The sequence below is a fragment of the Frankia sp. CcMO1 genome (assembly GCF_977945845.1).
In genome coordinates, this window is record NZ_CDWTMG010000008.1 from 27,770 (window position 1) to 50,411 (window position 22,642).

The window sequence follows — 22,642 nt, forward strand, 5'->3', positions numbered from 1 at the left end:
GACCGTCGCGTCTCCCGGACACCTCCGTGACCCACGGGGGTGTCCCGTCCCGACAGCGCGACCCGACAGGCGGCGACCGACGGCGCGGCGGGAGCCGTGGAAGACCCCCCAGACAGCCTCCACGACCCCCGCTAGAGGTTTAACGGGCCGGCGGCGGATTGGTTACGGGTGGCGGGTGCCTCAATTTCACCTGCCGGCACGACGGCCCGGCCCGACAGCAGGGTCCAACGGCCCGGCGGCGGGGGCCCGGCGGCCTGGCGGCGCAAGTCCTCGACAGGTTCCCACCAGTTGGACTCGAAAAGCTCTCAACCGGAACCACACCGGCACATATGGCGGGCATGACGGCACACCTCGGCCATCACAGACGGGTTCGCGACACCTACCTCGAGTGATAATCCGCAGGTGAAGCGACTCCCGAGAAATTTCCCAGAAGAAATGGACGTAACAAGCACGGCCAACGTGCCGACCCGACCCGTCCGGCCGGATAGCCTCGGGTTCACCGGAGACCGATAGATTGCGGGGGATGTGACGATGTTCGACTACGACGTCCTCGTCATCGGATCCGGGCCGGGCGGGCAGAAGGCCGCGATCGCAGCGGCCAAGCTCGGCCGACGGGTCGCGATCGTCGACAAACGGGAAATGATCGGTGGTGTCAGCATCAACACTGGCACGATCCCGTCCAAGACGCTGCGGGAAGCGGTCCTTTATCTGACCGGCATGTCACAGCGTGAGCTGTACGGGTCGAGCTACCGGGTAAAGGATGACATCACCGTCGGTGACCTCTCGGCGCGGACCAGACATGTCATCAGCCGCGAGATCGACGTGATTCGCAATCAGCTCAGCCGTAACCACGTCACCCTGCTGACGGGACTGGCCAGCTTCGTCGATCCGCACACCGTGAACGTGCGGGCGGGCGGCGAGGACACCGAGGACCGCCGGATCCAGGCGGAAAGAATCATCATCGCCACGGGCACCCGCCCGGCGCGGCCGGACACGGTCGACTTCGACGGACGGACTGTCGTCGACAGCGACCAGATCCTGGCCCTAGAGAAACTGCCCCGGTCGATGGTCGTCGTCGGCGCCGGTATGATCGGTATCGAATACGCCTCGATGTTCGCCGCGCTCGGCACGAAGGTGACCGTCGTCGAGCGCCGTGACCGGATGCTCGACTTCTGCGACCTCGAAATCGTCGAGGCGTTGAAGTACCAGCTCCGCGATCTTGCGGTGACCTTCCGTTTCCGCGAGTCGGTCGTCTCCGTGGAACGCCACAACGGCGGTACCCTCACCCTGCTCGAAAGCGGGAAGAAGCTCCCGGCGGACACGGTGATGTATTCGGCCGGGCGGCAGGGGCTCACCGACATCCTCAACCTTCCGGCGGCCGGCCTTTCCGCGGACAACCGCGGCCGGATCAAGGTCGGCTCGGACTTCCGCACGGAGGTCGACCACATCTACGCGGTCGGCGACGTGATCGGATTCCCCGCTCTCGCGGCGACGTCAATGGAACAGGGACGTCTCGCGGCCTACTCCGCCTGCGGCGAGGACGTCAACGCCATGCGGGCCGAGCTGATGCCGATCGGGATCTACACGATCCCGGAGATCTCCTATGTCGGCAGCACCGAGGACGAGCTGACCGAGCAGGCCATCCCGTTCGAGGTGGGCATTGCCCGGTACCGGGAGCTGGCCCGCGGAGCCATCCTCGGTGACTCGTACGGGATGCTGAAGCTACTGGTCAGCCCGGACGACCGGCGCCTTCTCGGGGTACACGTCTTCGGTACAGGAGCCACCGAACTCGTCCACATCGGACAGACTGTGATGGGCTGCGGCGGCACCATCGACTACCTCATCGACAGCGTCTTCAACTATCCGACGCTCGCCGAGTCCTACAAGGTCGCGGCTCTGGACGCGATGAACAAGATGCACGCGGTCGCCCGCTTCAGCGGCTGAATAGGCTCGGCGACATCCCGGTGTTCCACCGTGGTTACACCGGCAGGTGACGCCCCAGGAGCGCCCGTGCCACTCGATCCCGCCAGTCTCGATCTGCCGATCTGCCTAACCTGCGGGATCCAGTACGGTGCGGTCCGGGGCGACTGCCCGGTGTGCGAGGACGAACGGCAGTACGTCGGCTGGGACGGTCAGCGGTGGACCTCGCGGGCACGGCTGCGGGCCGCAGGATACCGCGGGGTACTGCGCCCCGAGGGGGACCGCGTGTTCGGCGTCGGCGCCGAACCGAAGATCTCCATCGGGCAGCGGGCCCTGTTGGTCCGCACGGACGAGGGCAACATCCTCTGGGACTGCGTGCCCTTCCTCGACGACGATCTCGCGGGTCAGGTTGATGCGCTCGGCGGCATCCGCGCCATCGCCGTCAGCCACCCGCACTTCTACGGCGCCATGGTGGACTGGAGTCACGCCTTCGGCGGAGTGCCGATCTACATCCACGCCGCCGACGCCGCCTGGATCGGCCGGACCGGCGATGCGATCGTGCTCTGGTCCGGCGACACCCACCGGATCGGCCCGGGGCTGACCCTCGTCAACGGCGGTGTGCACTTCGCCGGTGGCACGGTCCTGCATTGGGCGGACGGGGAGAACGGGCGCGGTGCGCTGTTCTCCGGCGACATCCTGCAGGTGGTGCAGGACCGGCGGTGGGTGAGCTTCATGTACAGCTACCCGAACTACATCCCGGAACGGCCCGGGGCGGTCCGGCGGACGGTCGCGCTCCTCGAACCCTTCGATTTCGAGGTCGTCTACGGCGCGTTCTGGCAGGCGATCGTCCGCGCCGGCGGTCGGGCCGCCGTGCGCCGCTCCGCCGAGCGATATCTGCGGTTCGTGGCGGACGACACGCCCCAGGGACCGGTTCCACCCGAGTCCCGGGCTCCTCGCCCCACGACGTCATAAGCCGACGAAAGGTAAGCCGCTATTACCGGATCGGGCCGGCTAATGGCGGGCAAGCATAGGCTGATCAGGGTGGAGCTGTCCTCGTTCTGCCCGCGCTACCACCATGCCGTCGAGACCATTGGGCGGCGCTGGACCGGGGCCATCGTGCGCGCGATGCTGGCCGGCGCAACCCGGTTCTCCGAGATCACGACGGCGGTGCCCAACCTGTCCGACCGGCTCTGTTCCGTGCGGCTGAGAGAACTTGAAGCCGAAGGGATGGTCAGACGCACCGTCGTCCCGGATACGCCCGCGCGGACCGAGTACCACCTGACCGCGAAGGGAGCGGACCTCGCAGACACGGTCGCGGCCCTCTCCCTCTGGGCCGAGACCTGGCTCCCCGACCCATGCTGCTGACCCGCCCTGGCGGCCCGCCCTGCTGGCCTAGGGCTGCTCGGCACCCCGGCTGGATCAGGCCCGCATGGGTCCGGTCAGCGCACCAGCCCGGCCTGCTGGAACGCCCTGGTCAGCTTCGCGCCCAGCTGGCCGGAAATCTGCTCGGGCGCCACCCACCGAACCTGCGTCGTGGCGCTCTCCCGCACCGCGAGGCTGCGGTCCTCGACGTGGAAGAGATAGGTCATGTCGTAGTGCACGTGCTCGGGTTCACCGAGGATCGGCGCGGCGTCGACGATTCCGACCTCCACGTCGAACGGGAGGATCCCGCCCGGGATCACCGCGTCGGCCTCGACACCTGCCCGGCGCGCGGCGAGCCCGAGCGCGGCGCCGAGCAGCGAGGAGTCGTCGGCATCTACATGACCGCCGGGCATCCGCCAGACCGCGGTGGACGGCTCCAGGATCTCCAGCACCCGCCAGTCCGGGGACACGATCGCGGCTCGGCACGTGACGTGGGCCGGCATCGTGCTACGGGCTGTGATGGATGGCCCGTGCAGAGCCAGCACGACCAAGGACCGCATGAGGTCCACTTCATCCGGGTTTGCCTCGATGTAGCCCAAGGCCACACCGATCACCGCGTTGTTGGTGACCGCCACGCTTAAGGAACGTACAGGCATCGGGCGCCGATCACGGCGCACTGGGACGGGACACACCGAAACTCGTGTCGCATCGACATCCTCACTTACAGTGATAAAAAAGGTAACAGAACGGACCGAATCGGAATTCCGACAGCTAGAAAGGGGGCTTCACCCGCGAGGGGATCCACCACCGGCCGAGGAAGGCGGAAGCTGGAAGCAGTGGCACCAACACCCCAGGTAGTCGCCACCCCCATGCGACCCATCCCTTTCTTGCGATTACGGAAGGTAGTTGTTGGTACCGGAGTGCCGCCCCGCCCATCCCTTCGCGTCCAGCCCCCTCGGGGCGACCATCGCCATCGACCCCGCCAAGGACTAAGCGGATAAACAGGGCAAGTAACATCCGCCGTGCGGATACCCGGCGACTAACCCCTCAAACCTCACCTATGACACAAATCCGAAAGCTCGGCCGCCCCGACGCACGATCTCGACCCCCGACCCGACGTGATGCTCAGGTGTGCTCCCCCCGGGTGGCGACGCACCGACCGCACCCCCACGCAGGCCACCCCCACACGGCCCACCCCCACGCAGGCAATGACGCTGAGCCGACACCGCCACGCGGCGTGCACCGTCCGCGACTAAGGAGTCGAAATGAAATAACTTGCGCGCTTCGAACCCTCCACAGGCCTGTGACCTGCGATGATGCTCTCGATCACGTATTTGTTACTTCATTACGTCCCCTAAGGTCGACAGCATGGATCCGAAAGATCCGGGAATCAGACACCTGGACAGATCCACAGTGATGATCTACCGTCCGCCCGCGGGACCCCTGTCCCGCCGGTCGGACCGAGCAGGAGGACCAGCCGTGCGGGAGAACCTCACCCTTGACGAACCACGCCGAGGGATCCGGTCCGGCCGAACCATGACGCTGCTTCCGGGGCTGGTCCTCGCGGGAATGGTCGCGCTGACCGCCGGTTGCGGGGGGTCCGACGACATCGGTGTGCCGCCCTCCGTCAGCACACCGACCCTGCCGACGTCGATCCCCACCGCGCTGCCGAGCGGGCTGCCCACCTCGCTGCCTACCTCGCTGCCGGGGGTGGGAAGGATCGACGCCGTCAGCGGCGCGGATGCCCTGCGTGGCACGAATGTCCCTCCGATTTCCCGGTGCCGCCCGGGGCCACCGTGAAGGTCGGCACGACCACCGGGAAAACGTCGACGGTGACGCTGGGCGGGGTGTCCAGCGACGGGGTGGCCACCTTCTACCGGCAGACCCTGCCTGGCGCCGGCTATAAGATCACAACGGATGTGGGGATTCCGGGAGTCGCCAGAGCCATCCAGTTCAACGGGCACGGCGTCAACGGGAGTATCGGGGCCGCGGGGGTCGGTAACACCGACGGCGTCGCCGTGGTATTCACTAAGCAGTAGCCCCCCCGGGGGGATCGCGGCCGGGCTCACCCGGACACGACCGGCCGCTGCGGAAGACCGAACTGCGAGCGATCGAGCTGCGGAAGATCGAAATGCCGGCGGATCTCCGCCTGCACCTCGCGCGGCGGGTGCCTGGCGTCCACGACGGCCACGAACTCCTTGCGCTGGAAGATCTCCATGACCGGTCGGGTCTTCTCGTGGTACTCCCGCAGGCGGACGGCCAGCGCCTGCGGGTTGTCGTCGGCCCGGGTCAGCAGCGGCGCTCCGCACACGTCGCAGGTGTCCGGCACCTGCGGCCTACTGGCGATCAGGTTGTAGTCCAGGACGCACCGCGAGCAGAACCGGCGGGCGAGCACCCGCCGGTAGACCTCGTCGTCGGGGAGGTCGAGGTAGATGACCCCGTCGATGTCGTAGCTCTCCAGGAAGAACTCGGCCTGCCGTGCGTTGCGCGGGAACCCGTCGATGATGAACCCATAGTTCCAGTCGTGCTCGGCCAGCCGGGAGCGCACCACTGACTCGACGAGATCGTCCCCGACCAGGTGACCGGCCGCCACGATGCGTTTGACCTGGGCACCGAGTTTGGTGTGATTCTGCACGTTCCAGCGGAAGACGTCGCCGACGCTGATGTGGACCAGGTCGAAGTCCCGGGCCATCATCGTCGCCTGGGTTCCCTTGCCGCTGCCCTGCACGCCCATGATGACGAACTTGCGCACGCCGACTCCCGCTCGTTCCTCCGCCCCCAGCTGTCCCACCGGCCTCTCCGTCGCGACGTTATCCGCCATGGAGATCACTAGGGGTTTCCGCGGCCCAGCGGTGGCGGGTACGTCATGACACCCGCACGGCCGACCGGCGGGCTGTCCGCAGCCCAACCCGGACCGATGCACGGCGACAATGCCGTAAAGAGCAGGATGTCAGGATGTGTGGGGATCGGGGGAGCGCGGAACGGGCCGCGGCGGCGGCGATCCCGGATTCTAGGAGGGAACGCGGGTGTCAAGGGGACTGCGTCAGACGCTCGGCGCCAGCTTGGCCGCCACCGTGCTGGCGGTGGGGCTCGCGGCGTGCGGTTCCGGGGACAAGGCACCGGCTCCACCCGCGGAGATCGTCCTCAACCGGGGGCAGGACTCGTCGATCCCCTTCCGCACCGAGGCCGACGGCGAGGTGCTCCTGGACATCACCACCACCGCCCCAGGGGTCTCCTGGGGCTCCCCGGGCGGCGAGTCCGCGGTGTTGTCGCTCTACGTCGACACCGCCTACGCCACCGACCTCGTGATCCCCACCTCCTTCCCGATCAAGCGCAGCCTCGCGCTGGGTCACCTGGCCGCCGGCAAGCACACCCTGCGGACGCTGTTCGCCGCGGACCGGTCGCCCCGCAACGCCGCCACGGCGCGCCTGACCGATCTGACCTTCCGCACCGTCACGCCGCAGGACAACGGCTACCAGGCCCTGGCCCACGCTCCGGTGATCTACGGCCGGACGGCACCGGCCGCCACCGCGAATCCGATGGCCGGCGGGCCGTTCCAGAACGCCGTCACCGACACCCCACTGCTCGCCTTCCACTCCGAAGCGCCAACCGCGATCGCCGGTCATCGCCTGCTGACCTACTCGATGGTGTGGAGCAACGAGGACGAAGGCACCCCGACCCCGGCCCTGATGGCGTTCTGGGGGCGGACCACCGACATCGAGTGGACCTACCAGGTCGAGATCGACGCCACCGGCAACGCCATCCCCGGCAGCGCCGTGATCCAGGGTCCGGAGCACACGTCGCAGCCGTTCACCGGCCGGTACGAGGGCACGCACCCGCTGCTCGGGACCTGCACGCGCAGCAACAGCATGTGCCAGAACACCAACGGCCCGATGCGGTTCGCCCTGTCGGCCGCGGACACCCTCGACCCGAACGCCGAGGCCCCTGAACGGGAGATGGACCGCAACCCGTGGACCTACTGGGTGATGTCCCAGGAGGTCGCCCGGGAGGGCAAGGTCGCCGACGCCCCGGTCCCGAACTCGCGCACCCGGATCAGCGACCCGCGTAACTACCTGTACCTGATCGTCCGGAAGAACACGGTCGGCACACCGAACACCGCCGACGCCTGGGTCGGGCTGTCGGTCGGGGTGCGGCTCGCCGGCAACCCCGAGACCTACCGGTCGAACAAGACCTACCCTGCCTGGTCCATCGAACGGGACGCGCCGGCCGCCACGGCCGTCGAACTCCCGCCCGGGACGGTCGCGGAGGACATCGCGTCCATCCAGGCGACCCGGGTCGTCGGTGCGGGTGCCGACACCGGTGCGCGCATCCAGGTCGACTCGATCGAGCGGGCGTTCCTGCTGGGTCCGGACGGCCTGCCGCAGCAGTCGTTCCTGTTCACGCCGACGAAGGTGACCCTGACCGCCGCCGCGCCGACCGCGACCCTGTTCCGCCGTTCGCAGGGCGACTCCTGATCCCGTCCGGGGTTCCCTGATTCCGTGGTGGACCCTCACCCACGTGTGGTGGACCCCGGGGTGTGCATCGCTCCCAGGGTCCGACCGTGCGCCCCGGCCCGCTCGGGGGCTCCGGTGCGCTCGGGGGTCTCGGCTGGCGCCGGGCGCACGGCGGCCGTCGGCATGCTGTCGAGCGTCCGCACGTCCCGACCGACGGGCAGCTGGGCGATGCTGCCGACGATGGCGGTCGGCCGGTAGGGAAACCGGTCGACGTCGGTGATGGACGTGATGCCCGACAGCACCAGCACGGTGTCCATTCCGGTCTCCAGGCCGGCGACGACGTCGGTGTCCATCCGGTCGCCGATCACCACGGTGGTCTCGCTGTGCGCGGACAGGGTGTTCAGCGCACTGCGCATCATCAACGGGTTCGGCTTGCCGACAAAGTACGGTGTGACGCCGGTCGCCCGGGTGATCATCGCCGCGACCGCCCCGGTGGCGGGCAGGAGACCCTCCACCGAGGGACCGGTGGGATCGGGATTCGTCGCGATGAAGCGTGCGCCGTCGCGCACCAGCCGTACCGCTTTGGTGATTGCCTCAAAGCTGTAGGTCCGAGTCTCCCCGAGGACGACGTAATCGGGTGACCGGTCGCTGAGGACGTAGCCGATGTCGTGCAGCGCCGTGGTCAGGCCCGCTTCGCCGACGACGTACGCCGATCCCTGGGGGCGTTGGGTGTGTAGGAAGAGCGCGGTGGCGAGGGCCGAGGTCCAGATCCGCTCCGGCGGGATTGTGAGTCCAGCGCCAGCCAGTCGGGCGGACAGGTCGCGGGCCGTGTAGATCGAGTTGTTGGTCAGCACGAGAAAACCCAGGCCTGCCGCGCTGATCCCGACCAGAAAGGCATCCGCGCCCGGAATGGGATGTTCCTCATGGACCAGAACACCGTCCATGTCGATGAGATAGTTCTCGATCAGATGCTCCGCCATGACCCCCGATTCTCCCCGCCGGCGCTCGATGCCGTCTGCCGGGTGGTCCCCACTCGGCACCATGATGGGGACCACCCGGCCCGGACGATCCGGCGGGTTCGGTCACCTCGCCTCACCTCGCCGGGTTCGGGTGATCCCGTCTCACAGCACCGCGATGGCGGCGATCTCCGGTTCGGTGGGCGACATCAGATACAGGGATGGGACGATGAGCCAGTCGGCGAATCCCCCGTCGCAGGCGTAGGCCTGCGCATGGCCGGGCGACCGGAACGGGCCGATGACTCCCTGCACCTGCCGGGTCCCCTGCTCCAGGACGATGATCGCCCAGCTGCCCGTCCGGTCCGGTGCGGGTGTCCCCCACTCCGACTCCGACAAGTCCATCACATAGTCCATCTGTGCCCCTTCGCGAACGTCCCTCACCGGTATCCACCGAGCCGCGGGGTGGTAAAGCACCCGGGATATCTTGACGCTTTCACGCAGCTTTGCGCATCGAAACGCCGGATGTCGACCTGGGTCGGTCCGGGATCCTCCGCCGGCAACGGCCGGGTGCGGCCCGTTCGTACATCCGTGAGTACATCGCCGAGCCGGCCGGGAGCGGAACGCAGATGTGTGTGACGAAAATCGAAGTTCCCGTGTGGGGATCCCCTTGGGAGGGAGGAGAAGACGGTGCGTTTTCCCGCACCGACACTCGGGTGATGTCGCAGGCCGGTACTTTGCCCGCTGCCCGCGCTCGCGGTCGTGCAGCCGCATCTACCGCCGCGCATACCGCCGGTCCGGCGTATTGCTATGGCGGTAGCCGGGACAGCCGCCCCGGAGCCGCAGAGCCCCGGAGCCCATTTGGCGGTGCCCGTCTGGTGGTGCCCCTCGCGGTGTGCCCCTTTGGTGGTGCCCCCGCGGGGCCTCTTCGGTGCCCCCGCGGCGCCTCGGTGCCGCAGCGGGAGGTTGAACCGGGTACGTGGGACGCCGGGCGTCGCGTCACCGGCGCGGTCGGGAGTCGCTCCCGACGCAACGTCAGGATTGAGCTGTGCGTCTGCTTTGTCGCTGACTTCTTGCTATCTGGGGGACCCGTGAGCCGGCGCCGGAGCGACTACCGCACCTGGGAGGAACTGACCAGGGAGGAACGTCGACGCGGGCTGGCAGTTCTTTCCGTGGTCGGGGTCGTGGCGGTGGTCGTGGTGTTCCTCGTCGTCGGGGCCGGTGGCGGGGCCGGTGGCGGGGCCGGTGCGGCGGCACCGCCAACCACCGACGTCAAGGCCCGGCTCACGTCCTGGTACGCCACCACCGCCCAGGTCCGTTCGGAGGTCGTGCGGGCGGTCAACGCGGTACGGGCCGACATCCAGGCGGCGGACGGCATGTCGCTGAAACCGGCCTGCGCCGACCTGGGGCGGGCCGTCGACCGCATCGGACCTCTGGGCCTCCCGCCCGTCGAGAGCGTGAGCAGGAGTTGGACCGAAGGCGCCGGTGCCTACGCCCAGGCGGTCACGGCGTGCGGGAACCTGTTCGACGGCACACCCGTCCCCCCGCCGGTGCTGCTGCAGCGCACGACCGACGCCCTCAACGCCGGCGACGGGCACTGGACCATGCTCGTCGCCCAGATCGGGGCCCCGGCGCAGATCGTTCCCACCGGCTGAGCGCACCCGGCCGGCCGCTCGCCGGACGACTCGGCCCGCACGTCCTGTCAAACTCGGCTACGTGGACTTCTTCCCGGGCTTTGAGCGCGATGCCCGACCCGCGTGACCTCGACGACGCCCTGCGGTCGGTCCGACCGGCGAGCGAGGACGACGTCGACGTGATGCGCGACATCGAGCGGACCGCCGGAGTGCTGTTCGCCGGGATTGGGATGACCGACATCGCCGGACATTCTCCGCTTTCGGCCGAGAAGCTGGCGGAGTATGTCGCCGGGGGGCGGGCCTGGGTGAGCGACGCCCCGGTGGGGGTCGCGGTGGGCTACGCCCTCGCCGACGTCCTCCCCACGGACGTCTCCGAGCCCGGGCCGGGGACCGACGGCGCGCCGCCACGCGTGGGGACTCCGGCGGCGAGTGTCCATCTCGAACAGCTCTCGGTGCGTCCGGAGCACGGGAGGTCGGGTCGGGGCCGGGCGCTGAGCCTAAGCGTGATCGATTATGCGCGCTCCCGTCGTGTGCGGAGGGTGACGTTGTCGACCTTCCGGACGGTGCCGTGGAACGGTCCGTTGTATGCGCGGTGGGGCTTCCGGGAACTGGTGGCGGCCGAGATGACCCCGGCGCTCGCCGACCTCGTCGCGCACGAGAGCGAGCTCGGCCTCGCCCCGAACTCCCGCATGCTGATGGCCATCGATCTCGACTGAGCGCCGGACCGGCGGGACCCGCGGACGACCCGCGGCTACGACCGGGTCCGCGACAACCTCGACCGGCACGGGACGTACGCCTTGTCGGCGTTCCTCGGCGAGTAGGTCTATACGGCTGTGCGTGGACCGGCCAGTCCCGTGGGACCGTCCTACCGGTCTGACAGGCCGTGCCACGGCACCGGACGGCCAACACCGACATGCAATAATGACCTCTTTTGGCCGATGAGCGAAACCGTCGGACCTCTGTGGCTTACTTTGGGCGGTGAGCCTGGAGGAGGAACCTATGTTGCGGAACGTGATCAAGCCGATCCGGGAGGAGCTTGAGGCGCGCCGGAAGTCGATCTTGGATCGATATCGGCCTGACCGCTGACGAGCTTCGAGCCCGCTGCGACGCCTACGCGCTCACCGGCGACGAGTTCGAGGCACTCACCGAGCTGGAAAAGATCGACTACCTACTTGGTTGCGCACTGGCAGTTCCACGCGGAGCGCGGTGCATTCAGTGCCCTCCTTGCACATGCCGGCAAGAAAACGCCGCATGACTTGGCGTCCCTCCATCTTCCTGTGGGCGGGGCGCGGATGCGACCGTGTCTCGAGGACTTCATCCAGTTCCTGATTTCTGAATGCAGCTTCGATGCAAAGGAGGGTTGGCGCGCGGTCGTCGAGGCTGGCCGGATCCGTTGGCGTCAGCGTCAGATCGGCGCCCTGGTCCACGATGCTCCCGAGGAAGCGATCCGGGTCTTGGAAGAGAACGGCTACGTAGTCACCCGCAGTAACGACCCGCTCGTGGGCAATGCGGAGAAGCTCGCCCGCTGGTGATGCTCCGGGCACGTCGCTGTGGCAGGTAGAGCAGGGCTCAGGCTGAACTTGTCTCGCAGCACAGCGCGCGGACCTGCGGACTACCCGCGACATGCATCCGTTGCCCACGTTGCGCGTCGTCGCCACCGCCTCGACGGTTAGGAGTCGAAATAAAATAACTTGCGCGTTTCGAACCCTCCACAGGCCTGTGACCTGCGATGATGCTCTCGATCACGTATTTGTTACTTCATTACGTCCCCTTAGACGCCGTCCTCCTGTAGCTTGCCGCTCCATATGTCGGTAGCGGGGGCTGCAATGCGGATGCGGGGACCACGCATGTCGTTAGGTCTGGGAGGTTTCAACCTCTCCGGACCGAGGATCGGCTTTGGTGGCGGCTGGGGTGGCGGGGGTCTGATCGGCTCACTCACCCAATTCTGCGTGGCGATGATCCAGCTCTGCATATTGATGGCGTGGTTCTCGGCGCTGCTCAGCTTGCAGCGCAGCACGATTACCGGGTTGGGCCACGGCCTGCCAGGCGCCTCGTCCATGCCGTCAGGATGGCCCGGCCGGCGCGGCCGCGCCGTATCCTTCGCGTGGGCTCCGGCATGGGTACCCGGCAGCTCAGGCTCTGGAGGTTGCCCCACGCCGGGTGTTCCACTCGACTCGGCTGATCGCATAGACGTTGTTCGCCCTCCATGGGCCGACGTCAGCCACCTCCCGGAAGGTCATCCCAAGCTTGCGCGCGATCGCGTTCATCCCCGCGTTCTCCTGGTGCGTCGCCGTGATGAGCTCGTCGACGGGCAGCCGCTGGAAGCCGAAGTCGAGCGCTGCCCGGATCGCCTCGGTGCCAAGCCCTTGGCCCCAGCGATCGCGGCGGATCGACACCGCGACCTCGACTTCCGGCCAGCCGTCCGCGAAGTACGTCCCGGCCCGACCGAGGAACTCCCCCGTCTCCCGATCCTCGACCGCCCACATGCCATGACCGCGGATCACCCACATGCCGATGAGATGGGTGACGAGACGCTCTGTTCCGGCCGCGCCGAAGGTGCCGTCGAGATACCGCATCGTCTCAGGGTCGGCGTTCATCGCCGCGTACGGTTCAAGGTCCGCGGCCCGCCAACCACCCAGGACCAGCCGATCCGTGACGACCGTCGGTATCTCGAAGACGGACGGGGCGTCGTAGACGAAGGTCATACGTGGCCTCCGGTCAACGCAAGCCGCGGCCGGGCTTTCCATCGGTCCCAAAAGTCCCGTACGGGCTCCACCGCCGGGTAAGAGCCGAACCCGGCGGCCACTTCGACGACCCGCGCGGAAACAGACGCGGTAGGACTGGCATCCAACAACGCAACAGCACGCCCGGCGACTGTCGCGGCCTCGTCGACCGCTGGCCGCTCGCGGTTGGTAAGGCTCCAGGCAATCGCTAGCAACGCATTCCCGTAATCCTCATATCCGGTAGCGCGGTCGGTCTCGTAAGCGACGACGGCTCGACGGGCGATCGGCTCGGCCTCGATACCGGCGCCGATGCGAGCGAGCACGCCGGCCTCGAACATGGCCGCGGTCGCCTGCCCGAACGGGCTGCACCCCGGCTGCAACGGTAGATCTGTCACCGAGGTGCGCATCCGGTTCAACGCCGCCCGGGTGCCGCCGACATCGCCGAGCGCGCCGAGCGCCCGCGCTTCGTACGCGGCCATACGGGCACGGGTGTACGGGCCGTCGGCCACCGCGGCGGTCCGCTGCGCCGCGGTGGCCGCTTCCCGGTAGCGCCGGCCGTAGAACGCCAGCGTGGACAGCATCTCTCCCACTGACGCGGCCAGCACGACATCGTTGGTCTGCTCGGCATGCTCACCCGCGAGGCGCACGAACCGGCGGGCGGTGACGGTGTCACCGAGGTTGAACGCCAGCCTGCACAGCATGTACGAGGCGTAGCCGGCCGCAACAGTCAGTTGCACCTGCGACCGTGCGCGGGCACCGCCGCTACGCAGGAGTGTGTGTGCCGACTCCCAGGTTCTCCACACCTTCGGCGCGAGCTGGTGATGCGGCTCGATGGTGAACGCGGCAGCATGGTTGTTAATCGAGTCGTCGATCTCGTCGAGGGTCAGAACATCCGGTCCGGATGTCGTCCACTGCCGGTAGGTCTCTGCTGCAACGAGCCCTGCCGCGGCGAACTCGAAGACCTGTCGCCTGTCCGTCGTGACCATCTCCTCTTCCGCCGTCTGCTGTTCAGCGTCCACGGCGGTTCCCGTCCCGGCAACTTCCTCCAAGCCCCGGAGTCGTTGTGCGGCTTGGGCGGCCCGGATTCGCTCTCCCAGATCGGTCAGCTCGCTGCCGGTTCCGAAGACCTTGTCCAGGGCTGCGAGGACGTGGCCTGCCGGCAGCGGCCCCGCGTTGCGGATCCAGCCGACGTTCTTCCGAGAGTAGGTGGTGCGCTTCTCCAACTGCACCCCGGAGAGCTGGTACTCATTCTGGAGTTCCCGGAACCGGGAGGCGAGTTGTTGCTTCAGCGTGTCGACATCAGCGTGCACGGCGGTTCCCCTCCGACAGCCGGACGTTGGAGGTGAGCGGTGATGTCCCACCTCTGGGCATCAGGTGAGCATTCTGTCGTAGATCTGGTGCGCAGTGTGTCATGTCCTTACCGGCGGATGTGCCGGCCGGCACCCGGAGGCCAGGGAGGATTCGTGACGCTGACGGGTTCTCCCTGCGGGTTGTTGACCGCTGCCGCCGAGGGTGGCCGCCCCCGTGCCGGATCGCCGACCATCGACGGCGGATCGCCGGGCGAGTGGAGGGCGGCCATCTATGCCGGGAGGGGGAGCGGGCCCCGCCGCTCGCGGGCATCCTCCCCCTCCCGGACCCTGCCGACCCGCCGGCCCGGAACGAACTGGATTCCCGGGCGGGACACACCGGCGAACTACTCGATCTCCGTGCTCGACAGAGCCGGGAATCCGGTGGAGAGCCTGATCGGCTGGCCGGCGGCCCGGCTCGCCGACGAGCACGCCCAGACCTTGCCGGACATCGCCGGCTACCGAGTCGTTCCGCTTCGCCGTGTCAACGGCCCCTGAGACCGGGGCCGTCCCTTCCCCGAGGCGGCCCCACCCGATCCCCTCCCCGCCCGCGGCGACCCAATGCCACCGGGGCGCTTCCGTGAGCGCCTGCCCCGGGCGGGGAGGTTCCCCACTCCCTGCCCTCACCCACCCGAAGGGATCATCATGTGCAACAGCAACCACGCATGCTTCACCAAGCCGGGCTATCTGATCGACGTGAAGGCGGAGAGCATCGCTGCCAACGGGGCGCTGTTCACCCGGATGCTCGCCCACCATGCCGAGGTCGGGCTGACCGACGAGCAGATCCGCGGTCTGCTCACACTCTCGGGCGAGTACCATGAGCGGCTGGTCGCGGGCCGTATCCGGATGGCGAAGCTCGGCGAGCAGGTGGAACACAAGGGCTGCCGGCTCGGCGTCGAGGAGATCGCCGCCCGGAAGGCGGCCCTTGACGAGCGGGCCGAACTGTTCCGCGCCGACGAGGCGCTGTTCTTCGAGTACACCGTGCGCGGGCAGGACCTGCTGTCGGACAAGCAGCTCGACCGCATCGACGCGATCTACCATGCCGAGAAGGATCAGGGCCTGGCCGAGCTGGAAAGCGCCCTGGCGAACGCGGTCGGCCCGAACTTCGTGTTCACCTCCGTCGCGTGATCGCGGTCGTGCGGAAGAGTGACCCGGCCGCGCATTGGCTGACGGCCGAACGGTTCGCCGGGATGTCGCCGGTCGAACGGCAGGCGGCGGAAGACCAGCTCCACGGGATTCGCGATCGGATTCTCGCTGGCGCGAAAATCTCACCCGGCGATCATGTGCTGGATCTCGGTGCGGGCACGGGTCTGCTCACCCTCGCCGCCCTGGCCCTGGTCGGCCCGGACGGCGCCGTCACCGCCATCGACCGGTCCGCCGAGGCGTTGGACGCGATCCGACCCGCCGGCTACGGTGCCGGCGCCCCCGAACGGGTCGTCGCCGACGCCGCCAGCCTGCCCCTGCCGGACGGCAGTGTCGATGCGGTCGTGGCCCGCTCGGTTCTGATCTACCTGGAGGATCTGCCCGCCGCGCTGGAGGAGGCGGCCCGGGTGCTGCGTCCGGGCGGCCTGCTGTCCGTCTTCGAGCCGATCAACGCCCGCCGTCGGCACGACGCCGACCTGTCCACCCTCACCGCCGACGAGCTGCGAATGATCGGCGACCTGTTTGCCGACGCGACCCCGGCAGCCCGGACGATGAGCCGGTTCAACGAGACCGACACCGTTACCCACGCCCGAAGCGCCGGCTTCGAGGGCGTCACGGTCGAACGCGACACGGTCATCAGCACCATAACCAGCCGGGACGCCGTCGACGGCTACCTCAACCGGCCGCCGCACCCCGGCGCCCGCAGCCCCATCGACACCATCGCCACCTTCGACGAGAACCTCGCCCACCGCTACGCCCAGGCCTGGCAGCAGGCGATCGACACCCAGGGCACAATCACCTACACCACCCCAGTCATGTACCTGACCGCCACCCGCCGGATGGACTGATCCCACATCTGCCGCAGGACCCGCGGTACCCCGGACCGGCCGTCGGCGCCCCCGCGCCGACGGCCCCCGCTCCCTCCCCCATCCGCGAGGTTCCCCCCGCTCCCGTCTCCGCTGGCCGCGCTCAGCCGGCGCTGGAGGCTTCCGCGGACGTCCCGGCGCGGGGAGAACCGGCCGAGGCGACCCCCACCGGGCATGACAGCCCGGTGCCACCCAGGCCGCAGTAGCCGCCGGGGTTCTTGGCGTCGGAAAGGTACTGCTGGTGGTATTCCTCCGCGTAGTAGAACGGACCAGCCGGGGCGATCTCGGTGGTGATCGCCCCGAGGCCCGCGGCGGTCAGCACCTGCTGGAACGCCTCGCGGCTGGCAGCCGCCGCGGCGGCCTGCCCGGCGGTGGTGGTGTAGATCGCCGAACGGTACTGGGTGCCCACGTCATTGCCCTGCCGCATGCCCTGGGTCGGGTCGTGCCCTTCCCAGAACACGCGCAGCAGCTCCTCGTAGCCGACCTTCGCGGGGTCGTACACCACAAGGACGACCTCGGTGTGCCCGGTCAGCCCGGAACACACCTCCTCGTAAGTGGGGTGCGGGGTGTGCCCTCCGGCGTAGCCGACGGCGGTGGTGTACACCCCGGGAACCTTCCAGAACGCGCGCTCGGCCCCCCAGAAGCAGCCGAGGCCGAACACGGCGGTCTCCAGACCCGCCGGGAACGGGCCGGCGAGCGGGGTCCCCAGCACGGTGTGCGGGACATCGCCCGCGAACACCGGCCGATCCCGGCCGGGAAGGGCCTGCTCGGGCGTGGGCAGTGTCGTCTTGTGACGACCGAAGAACATGGGAAGCCACCTCCGGTGGTTGTCTCCTCGCACAACCGCGCACCGCGGCCACACGTTCCCGCAGCCCGGGACCCTCGGACGCTCTCCAGATATTCTCCAGATATTCATCGAAAGTTCGCTGGATGATCAGGGAGAACCCCGTCAGAGAACGAGATCCTCCAGCATCGTCGTGACCAGGGCCGCAATCGGCGATCGCTCGGAACGGGTGAGCGTGACGTGCGCGAACAACGGGTGGCCCTTCAGGGTCTCGATCACCGAGGCGACCCCGTCGTGCCGGCCGACCCTCAGGTTGTCGCGCTGGGCCACGTCGTGCGTGAGCACCACCCGTGACCCCTGCCCGAGCCTGGACAGCACGGTCAGCAGCACCCCGCGCTCCAGGGACTGAGCCTCGTCGACGATCACGAACGCGTCGTGCAGGGACCGGCCACGGATGTGCGTGAGCGGCAGCACCTCCAGCATCCCGCGATCCACGATCTCCTCGATGACCTCGGGGGAGACGAGCGCACCGAGGGTGTCGAACACCGCCTGGGCCCAGGGCGCCATCTTCTCGTTCTCGCTGCCCGGGAGGTACCCGAGCTCCTGGCCACCGACGGCGTACAGCGGGCGGAAAACCACCACCCGGCGGTGCGCCCGGCGCTCCATCACAGCTTCGAGCCCGGCGCACAGGGCGAGCGCCGACTTACCGGTGCCGGCTCGACCGCCGAGGGAGACGATCCCGACATCCGGATCGAGCAGGAGGTCGAGGGCCACCCGCTGCTCGGCGGAGCGACCGTGCAGGCCGAACGCGTCGCGGTCGCCGCGGACGAGCCGGACCTGCTTGTCGGCGGTCACCCGGCCGAGCGCGGAGGCACTCCCCCCGGTGGTGGTGAGGACCAGGCCGGTGTGGCAGGGCAGGTCGGCGGCCTCCAGGATCTCGGTGTACTCGCGGGAGTAAAGCCGGTCGAGGTCCTCCTGGGTGACGGTGAGCTCGGCCATCCCCGAGAAGCCGGTGTCCACCGGGGACAGCGCCTGGTACTCCTCGGCGGGCAGCCCCAGCACCGACGCCTTGACCCGCAGCGGGAGATCCTTCGTGACCAGTACGACGTCGGCGCCCTCGCGGGCGAGGTTCATCGCGACGCACAGGATCCGCGAGTCGTTCGTGTCGACCCGGAACCCCAGTGGAAGCACCGCCGCATCGGTGTGATTGAGTTCCACCCGTAGCGTCCCGCCGTTGTCCAGCGGGAGCGGTTGATCGAGGCGACCATGCCGGATGCGCAGATCGTCCAGGATGCGTAGTGCCTCCCGGGCGAACCAGCCCAGTTCCGGGTGGTTCCTCTTACCTTCCAGCTCCCCTATGACAACGAGGGGGAGCACGACATTGTGCTCCGCGAACCGCAGCAGCGCGCCAGGATCAGAAAGCAGCACGCTTGTGTCGACGACATGCGTTCGTGGCACACGCCCACCCGCTTACTCGGAGGTAGTCCGGGACCGACCCCTGCAGGAGCCGGGCACCGGCCTCCTGGTGTAGTCGCGCTTGCGGCACCGAGGGGCCTCCCGAGAGGTCCGGCACCATGCCGGACCACGGCTTGAGACGCTAGCGATCCCACGGTAACCGCAGCCCTCGATGATGGCGACCCACTTCCGACAACACGTTACGTTAAGAACTGGAAACGTCTCGCACCCCGGAGCTCCCGTCGCACCCCGATCGGTCACATTGCGTCCGGATCATGACGCGGAGCATCAACCGCCGCGCGCGGCGCCGTCGGAGACCGGACCACGAGCGTCCGCCCGAGGAAGCCAGGTCACCGCTCACTGCCCGGTTCAGAAGCCCCCGGACCTGCGCTGACTCCGGCAACGGGCACCAACCGGGGCAACGGGCACCGACCGGCCGCAGGCCGCCACCGGATCCACGAGCCCGGCGACCGACGAGAGCCGGGTGACCGCGGGCGTGCCGGCCAGAGACACGGCGGGCCGAAACGCGACAGGCCAGAACGTGACAGGCCGAAACGTGGCGACATGGGAGGGGGCACCCGAAACGCGGCGACCGAAAGGTGACGGCCTGAAGCGCGCCCGCGGGGAAAACGTGACGGAACGCTATGGAACACCGCGGGCCGATGATCGGACACTCGTTGTCTCGACATGTCATCGAGATCGGATCGGACCGGACCGGACCAGGCCCGAAAGAGGGCGCCGACTGGCACCGTCGGGCGGGTCGGAGGAAATTCAGCCAACCGACTGGGGAATTCCCGGAAATTCATCCGGAGAAGGGATTGATCCCCGGCAAACATGCAGGGATCCGCGGAGTGGTCATTATCGGGTGGTGCTCCGCTCAGGTGAGCCGTAGCACGACACTCGGTAGGAACGCGGCCCGCCAACGGCGGAACAACGGACGCGACGCAGAGTTACGAATGAGTCCGCCGCCGGCTGGCCGCCGGGCCGGCGAAGGAGGGCCGAACCCTGCCGACCGGTCGCCACGGGACGGGCCGGGAGCCCGCCGAGCGGGTCGGCCGAAGGCCGGCCCGCTCGGGAGTGTCGCACGAAGTGGTGCCACGGATGGCTTGCGTTGCCACAGATGCCTTGCGAGGTGCTGCCACGAAGTGCCGTGCCAGCGGTGCGGTCCCCGAACGGAGCCCGCGGTTGGGTGGCGTCAGCCGCTCAGCCTCCGCTGTTCAGCCGCTCGACGAGCGCCTCGTGCTCGGTCCACAGGGCGGCCGGAAGCCGTTCCCCGAACGTCTGGTAGTGCTCGGGGATCAGCTGGGCCTCCTGCTTCCACACCTCGACGTCCACCGTGAGCAGGGTCTCGAGGTCCTCCTCGGCGATGTCGAGGCCGTCGGCGGGTAGGGCGTCCTTCGTCGGCAGGACGCCGAGCGGCGTCTCCACCCCGGCTGCCGTGCCCTCCAGGCGACCGACGATCCAGGCGAGGACACGGCTGTTGTCGCCGAATCCCGGCCACAGGAACCTGCTCTCCGGGCTCTTACGGAACCAGTTCACGTAGTAGATCCGCGGGAGCTTCGTCTGGTCGGCCTTCTGCCCGACCTCGAGCCAGTGGGCGAAGTAGTCGGCCATGTTGTAGCCGCAGAACGGCAGCATCGCGAAGGGGTCCCGGCGCAGCTTGCCGATCGCTCCGGCCTGGGCCGCCGTCGTCTCGGAGGCGACGATCGAGCCGAAGAACACCCCGCGCCGCCAGTCGGGAGCCTCGGTGACCAGCGGCACCGCGGTCGCCCGGCGCCCGCCGAACAGGATCGCCGAGATCGGCACGCCGCGCGGATCCTCCCACTCCGGGGCGATCGTCGGGCACTGGCCCGCCGGGACGGTGAAGCGGGCGTTGGGGTGTGCGGCGGGCTCGCTGGACTCGGGGGTCCAGTCGCGGCCCTTCCAGTCGATGAGGTGCGCCGGCGGCTGCTTGGTCAGCCCCTCCCACCAGACGTCACCGTCATCGGTCCTGGCCACGTTGGTGTAGACGACGTTGCCCCAGAGGGTCCTGACCGCGTTGGGGTTGGTCTGCTCGCCGGTCCCCGGGGCGACCCCGAAGAACCCGGCCTCCGGGTTGACCGCGTACAGCCGGCTGTCCTCACCGAAGCGCATCCAGGCGATGTCGTCACCGACGGTCTCCGCCTGCCAGCCCGGCAGGGTTGGGATGATCATCGCCAGATTGGTCTTTCCACAGGCCGACGGAAATGCGGCGGCAATGTAGTGGACCTTGCCAGCGGGAGACGTCAGTTTGAGGATGAGCATGTGCTCGGCGAGCCAGCCCTCGTCGCGGGCCATGACCGACGCAATACGCAACGCATAGCACTTCTTGCCAAGTAGTGCGTTTCCGCCGTAACCTGAGCCGTAGGACCAGATCTCCCGGGTTTCCGGGAAATGGGTGATGTACTTCGTCGTATTGCACGGCCACGGGACATCGGCCTGGCCGGGTTCCAGCGGAGCGCCCAGGGAGTGGACGGCCGGGACAAAGAAACCGTCCGTTCCGAGCTGCTCGAGGGCGGGCGTTCCCATCCGGGTCATCGTCCGCATGGAGATGACGACGTAGGGCGAGTCGGTGATTTCGACACCGAGGGCCGAGATGCTCGAGCCGAGCGGGCCCATGCAGAACGGGACGACGTACATCGTCCGACCCCGCATGCACCCTGCGAACAGGCCTCGGAGCGTGACCCGCATCTCAGCAGGGTCGAGCCAGTTGTTGGTCGGGCCGGCGTCCTCCGCCTGCTCAGAGCAGATATAGGTACGGTCCTCCACGCGGGCCACGTCGCCCGGGTCCGAGGCGGCGTAAAAGCTGTTCGGACGTTTCTCGTCATTCAGCCGGACCAGGGTCCCCTGCTCGATCAGAAGGGAGGTCAGCCGATCGAACTCCGCGTCTGATCCATCGCACCACTCAACCCGGTCCGGCTGAGTGAGTTCGGCAATCTCGCGCACCCAGGCAACTAGCCTGGCGTGCCTCGTGGGGGCCACGTCCAGCCCCGAAACCTGTGCCGCGGTTGTCACAGCTCACACCTCCGGTCGAGTCGAACCTGCCGCGCTCTCTTCCCATATGCAGGTGCCCACTTGAGAACTCGAACGTACTCGTGGATGTTCAGACAAAACCCACAATATAGGGGGAGTTCGAGGCCACGTTCAGGATCATTAGACTGTACCGCGCGTTCCGTCCGCAGTCGCGCGATAGCGAGTGCGCAGAAGCGTCGGATCCATCACGCGCCGGTACGGACCGACTGCTGCCGTCCGGCTCCGCTTCGTGACGGCACTGACCCTCGGGTTATCGTTCTCGGCGTGGCTTCCCTCGTACAGCAGCCGGCCGGGCCTCCGCAGACGGACATCGCCTCGCACCCGCGTGACCTGGTGCGACCGCGCATGCGGGGATGGCTACATGCCGGCGCGTTCCCGATCAGCCTGACACTAGGCGTCATTGCGGTGGCGCTGGCTACCACGCTGCGTGCCCGGCTCGGTATCGCAGTTTACGCCCTGAGTATTGCGGCCCTCTTCGGAACGAGCGCCCTCTACCACCGGACGATGTGGTCGACATCACGCGCCCGGGCGCGCATGAAACGCCTCGACCATTCAATGATCTTTGTTTTCATCGCCGGCACTTACACCCCTTTCGCCCTGATTGCGATGCCGCCGACGACCGCTCGGGTGGTCCTGGCGGTGGTGTGGGGAGGGGCAGGACTCGGCGTCGCCATCCGGATGCTGTGGCTGCACTCGCCGCGGTACCTGACCGTGCCGCTCTACATCGCGCTCGGCTGGGTGGCCGTCTTCGTGATCCCGGAGCTCGCCCACCGGGCCGGGATCGCCTCGATGGTCCTTCTGCTCGTGGGGGGGGTCTGCTACAGCCTCGGCGCCGTCGTCTACGCCTGCCGGCGACCGGACCCGGTGCCCACGATCTTCGGCTACCACGAGGTGTTCCATGCCTTCACCCTCGTCGCCGCGACCTGCCACTACATCGCGCTGCTCTTCGCC

General features: G+C 68.3%; 22 protein-coding genes. 13 read left to right on the plus strand and 9 right to left on the minus strand.

Annotated features, from left to right (window positions below):
* The first annotated feature begins 531 nt into the window (after nucleotides 1–531).
* The 3 genes from sthA to AC08OU_RS02475 all read left to right on the plus strand — a co-directional run bounded on the left by sthA (nucleotide 532) and on the right by AC08OU_RS02475 (nucleotide 3,285).
* Nucleotides 532–1,944 carry a Si-specific NAD(P)(+) transhydrogenase gene (gene sthA, locus AC08OU_RS02465; RefSeq protein WP_476598768.1) on the plus strand — a complete coding sequence of 471 codons (1,413 nt, stop codon included), beginning with the start codon at nucleotides 532–534 and terminating at the stop codon, nucleotides 1,942–1,944.
* A 66-nt stretch (nucleotides 1,945–2,010) separates the two neighbouring features.
* Nucleotides 2,011–2,892 (plus strand): MBL fold metallo-hydrolase, encoded by an 882-nt coding sequence (locus AC08OU_RS02470; protein WP_476598769.1) that lies wholly within the window; start codon nucleotides 2,011–2,013, stop codon nucleotides 2,890–2,892.
* A 42-nt stretch (nucleotides 2,893–2,934) separates the two neighbouring features.
* Entirely contained in the window at nucleotides 2,935–3,285 is a 351-nt protein-coding gene (locus tag AC08OU_RS02475; protein ID WP_462187137.1) for a winged helix-turn-helix transcriptional regulator, read from the plus strand.
* 74 nt (nucleotides 3,286–3,359) lie between these two features.
* Here the strand turns inward: AC08OU_RS02475 and AC08OU_RS02480 are convergent, their stop codons facing one another.
* Nucleotides 3,360–3,938 carry an NUDIX hydrolase gene (locus AC08OU_RS02480; RefSeq protein WP_462189169.1) on the minus strand — a complete coding sequence of 193 codons (579 nt, stop codon included), beginning with the start codon at nucleotides 3,936–3,938 and terminating at the stop codon, nucleotides 3,360–3,362.
* Between the two features lie 823 nt (nucleotides 3,939–4,761).
* Here AC08OU_RS02480 and AC08OU_RS02485 point away from each other — a divergent pair.
* Complete coding sequence (locus tag AC08OU_RS02485; RefSeq protein WP_476598771.1) at nucleotides 4,762–5,082, plus strand: hypothetical protein; 321 nt, start codon at nucleotides 4,762–4,764, stop codon at nucleotides 5,080–5,082.
* Nucleotides 5,079–5,321 (plus strand): hypothetical protein, encoded by a 243-nt coding sequence (locus AC08OU_RS02490; protein ID WP_476598773.1) that lies wholly within the window; start codon nucleotides 5,079–5,081, stop codon nucleotides 5,319–5,321. Before AC08OU_RS02485 ends, AC08OU_RS02490 begins: the two co-directional genes overlap by 4 nt.
* A 26-nt stretch (nucleotides 5,322–5,347) precedes the next feature.
* Here AC08OU_RS02490 and AC08OU_RS02495 read toward each other — a convergent pair whose 3' ends face one another.
* Nucleotides 5,348–6,034: an adenylate kinase family protein gene (locus AC08OU_RS02495; protein ID WP_476598797.1), complete on the minus strand. Its 687-nt coding sequence runs from the start codon at nucleotides 6,032–6,034 to the stop codon at nucleotides 5,348–5,350.
* Between the two features lie 274 nt (nucleotides 6,035–6,308).
* On the opposite strand from AC08OU_RS02495, the gene AC08OU_RS02500 reads away from it, so the two are divergent.
* Nucleotides 6,309–7,757 carry a hypothetical protein gene (locus tag AC08OU_RS02500; RefSeq protein WP_476604221.1) on the plus strand — a complete coding sequence of 483 codons (1,449 nt, stop codon included), beginning with the start codon at nucleotides 6,309–6,311 and terminating at the stop codon, nucleotides 7,755–7,757.
* Nucleotides 7,758–7,792: 35 nt separating this feature from the next.
* On the opposite strand, the gene AC08OU_RS02505 is transcribed toward AC08OU_RS02500, so the two are convergent.
* Both AC08OU_RS02505 and AC08OU_RS02510 read right to left on the minus strand, forming a co-directional pair.
* Nucleotides 7,793–8,716: an HAD-IIA family hydrolase gene (locus AC08OU_RS02505; RefSeq protein WP_476604222.1), complete on the minus strand. Its 924-nt coding sequence runs from the start codon at nucleotides 8,714–8,716 to the stop codon at nucleotides 7,793–7,795.
* A 141-nt stretch (nucleotides 8,717–8,857) separates the two neighbouring features.
* Nucleotides 8,858–9,097, minus strand: a complete 240-nt coding sequence (locus AC08OU_RS02510) for a hypothetical protein (protein ID WP_476604223.1) — start codon at nucleotides 9,095–9,097, stop codon at nucleotides 8,858–8,860.
* Nucleotides 9,098–9,780: 683 nt separating this feature from the next.
* Here AC08OU_RS02510 and AC08OU_RS02515 point away from each other — a divergent pair.
* From AC08OU_RS02515 to AC08OU_RS02525, 3 genes are all read left to right on the plus strand, one after another.
* A complete protein-coding gene (locus AC08OU_RS02515) occupies nucleotides 9,781–10,344 on the plus strand; it encodes a hypothetical protein (RefSeq protein ID WP_476598780.1) in 564 nt (187 codons plus the stop codon).
* Between the two features lie 89 nt (nucleotides 10,345–10,433).
* Nucleotides 10,434–11,039 (plus strand): GNAT family N-acetyltransferase, encoded by a 606-nt coding sequence (locus AC08OU_RS02520; RefSeq protein WP_476598799.1) that lies wholly within the window; start codon nucleotides 10,434–10,436, stop codon nucleotides 11,037–11,039.
* A gap of 576 nt (nucleotides 11,040–11,615) precedes the next feature.
* Nucleotides 11,616–11,855 (plus strand): hypothetical protein, encoded by a 240-nt coding sequence (locus AC08OU_RS02525; RefSeq protein ID WP_476598782.1) that lies wholly within the window; start codon nucleotides 11,616–11,618, stop codon nucleotides 11,853–11,855.
* Nucleotides 11,856–12,455: 600 nt separating this feature from the next.
* Here the strand turns inward: AC08OU_RS02525 and AC08OU_RS02530 are convergent.
* Together AC08OU_RS02530 and AC08OU_RS02535 are read right to left on the minus strand one after the other, a co-directional pair.
* Nucleotides 12,456–13,028 carry a GNAT family N-acetyltransferase gene (locus AC08OU_RS02530; protein WP_476598784.1) on the minus strand — a complete coding sequence of 191 codons (573 nt, stop codon included), beginning with the start codon at nucleotides 13,026–13,028 and terminating at the stop codon, nucleotides 12,456–12,458.
* Nucleotides 13,025–14,356: a hypothetical protein gene (locus AC08OU_RS02535; protein WP_476598786.1), complete on the minus strand. Its 1,332-nt coding sequence runs from the start codon at nucleotides 14,354–14,356 to the stop codon at nucleotides 13,025–13,027. Before AC08OU_RS02535 ends, AC08OU_RS02530 begins: the two co-directional genes overlap by 4 nt.
* A gap of 153 nt (nucleotides 14,357–14,509) precedes the next feature.
* Between AC08OU_RS02535 and AC08OU_RS02540 the strand changes: the two genes are divergently transcribed.
* The 3 genes from AC08OU_RS02540 (at nucleotide 14,510) to AC08OU_RS02550 (ending at nucleotide 16,383) form a co-directional block, all read left to right on the plus strand.
* On the plus strand, nucleotides 14,510–14,890 hold the full coding sequence (locus AC08OU_RS02540) for a hypothetical protein (protein WP_476598788.1): 381 nt from the start codon (nucleotides 14,510–14,512) through the stop codon (nucleotides 14,888–14,890).
* 147 nt (nucleotides 14,891–15,037) lie between these two features.
* Complete coding sequence (locus tag AC08OU_RS02545) at nucleotides 15,038–15,520, plus strand: hypothetical protein (RefSeq protein WP_476598790.1); 483 nt, start codon at nucleotides 15,038–15,040, stop codon at nucleotides 15,518–15,520.
* 8 nt (nucleotides 15,521–15,528) lie between these two features.
* Nucleotides 15,529–16,383, plus strand: a complete 855-nt coding sequence (locus AC08OU_RS02550; RefSeq protein ID WP_476598792.1) for a methyltransferase domain-containing protein — start codon at nucleotides 15,529–15,531, stop codon at nucleotides 16,381–16,383.
* Nucleotides 16,384–16,504: 121 nt separating this feature from the next.
* On the opposite strand, the gene msrA is transcribed toward AC08OU_RS02550, so the two are convergent.
* From msrA to AC08OU_RS02565, 3 genes are all read right to left on the minus strand, one after another.
* A complete protein-coding gene (gene msrA / locus AC08OU_RS02555; RefSeq protein WP_462187764.1) occupies nucleotides 16,505–17,209 on the minus strand; it encodes a peptide-methionine (S)-S-oxide reductase MsrA in 705 nt (234 codons plus the stop codon).
* A 141-nt stretch (nucleotides 17,210–17,350) separates the two neighbouring features.
* Complete coding sequence (locus tag AC08OU_RS02560) at nucleotides 17,351–18,643, minus strand: PhoH family protein (protein WP_462187765.1); 1,293 nt, start codon at nucleotides 18,641–18,643, stop codon at nucleotides 17,351–17,353.
* Nucleotides 18,644–19,843: 1,200 nt separating this feature from the next.
* Entirely contained in the window at nucleotides 19,844–21,673 is a 1,830-nt protein-coding gene (locus AC08OU_RS02565; RefSeq protein WP_476598794.1) for a phosphoenolpyruvate carboxykinase (GTP), read from the minus strand.
* A 282-nt stretch (nucleotides 21,674–21,955) separates the two neighbouring features.
* On the opposite strand from AC08OU_RS02565, the gene trhA reads away from it, so the two are divergent.
* Nucleotides 21,956–22,642 (plus strand): PAQR family membrane homeostasis protein TrhA (gene trhA, locus AC08OU_RS02570; RefSeq protein WP_476604224.1); only part of this gene is annotated, 687 nt, incomplete at its 3' end.

Bases quoted from the DNA above. Each gene is read 5' to 3' on its own strand.
- sthA (WP_476598768.1), top strand. From the start codon at position 532: ATGTTCGACTACGACGTCCTCGTCATCGGATCCGGGCCGGGCGGGCAG.
- AC08OU_RS02475 (WP_462187137.1), top strand. From the start codon at position 2,935: ATGGCGGGCAAGCATAGGCTGATCAGGGTGGAGCTGTCCTCGTTCTGC.
- AC08OU_RS02480 (WP_462189169.1), bottom strand. From the start codon at position 3,938: ATGCCTGTACGTTCCTTAAGCGTGGCGGTCACCAACAACGCGGTGATC.
- AC08OU_RS02505 (WP_476604222.1), bottom strand. From the start codon at position 8,716: ATGGCGGAGCATCTGATCGAGAACTATCTCATCGACATGGACGGTGTT.
- AC08OU_RS02520 (WP_476598799.1), top strand. From the start codon at position 10,434: ATGCCCGACCCGCGTGACCTCGACGACGCCCTGCGGTCGGTCCGACCG.
- AC08OU_RS02525 (WP_476598782.1), top strand. From the start codon at position 11,616: ATGCGACCGTGTCTCGAGGACTTCATCCAGTTCCTGATTTCTGAATGC.
- AC08OU_RS02530 (WP_476598784.1), bottom strand. From the start codon at position 13,028: ATGACCTTCGTCTACGACGCCCCGTCCGTCTTCGAGATACCGACGGTC.
- AC08OU_RS02545 (WP_476598790.1), top strand. From the start codon at position 15,038: ATGTGCAACAGCAACCACGCATGCTTCACCAAGCCGGGCTATCTGATC.
- msrA (WP_462187764.1), bottom strand. From the start codon at position 17,209: ATGTTCTTCGGTCGTCACAAGACGACACTGCCCACGCCCGAGCAGGCC.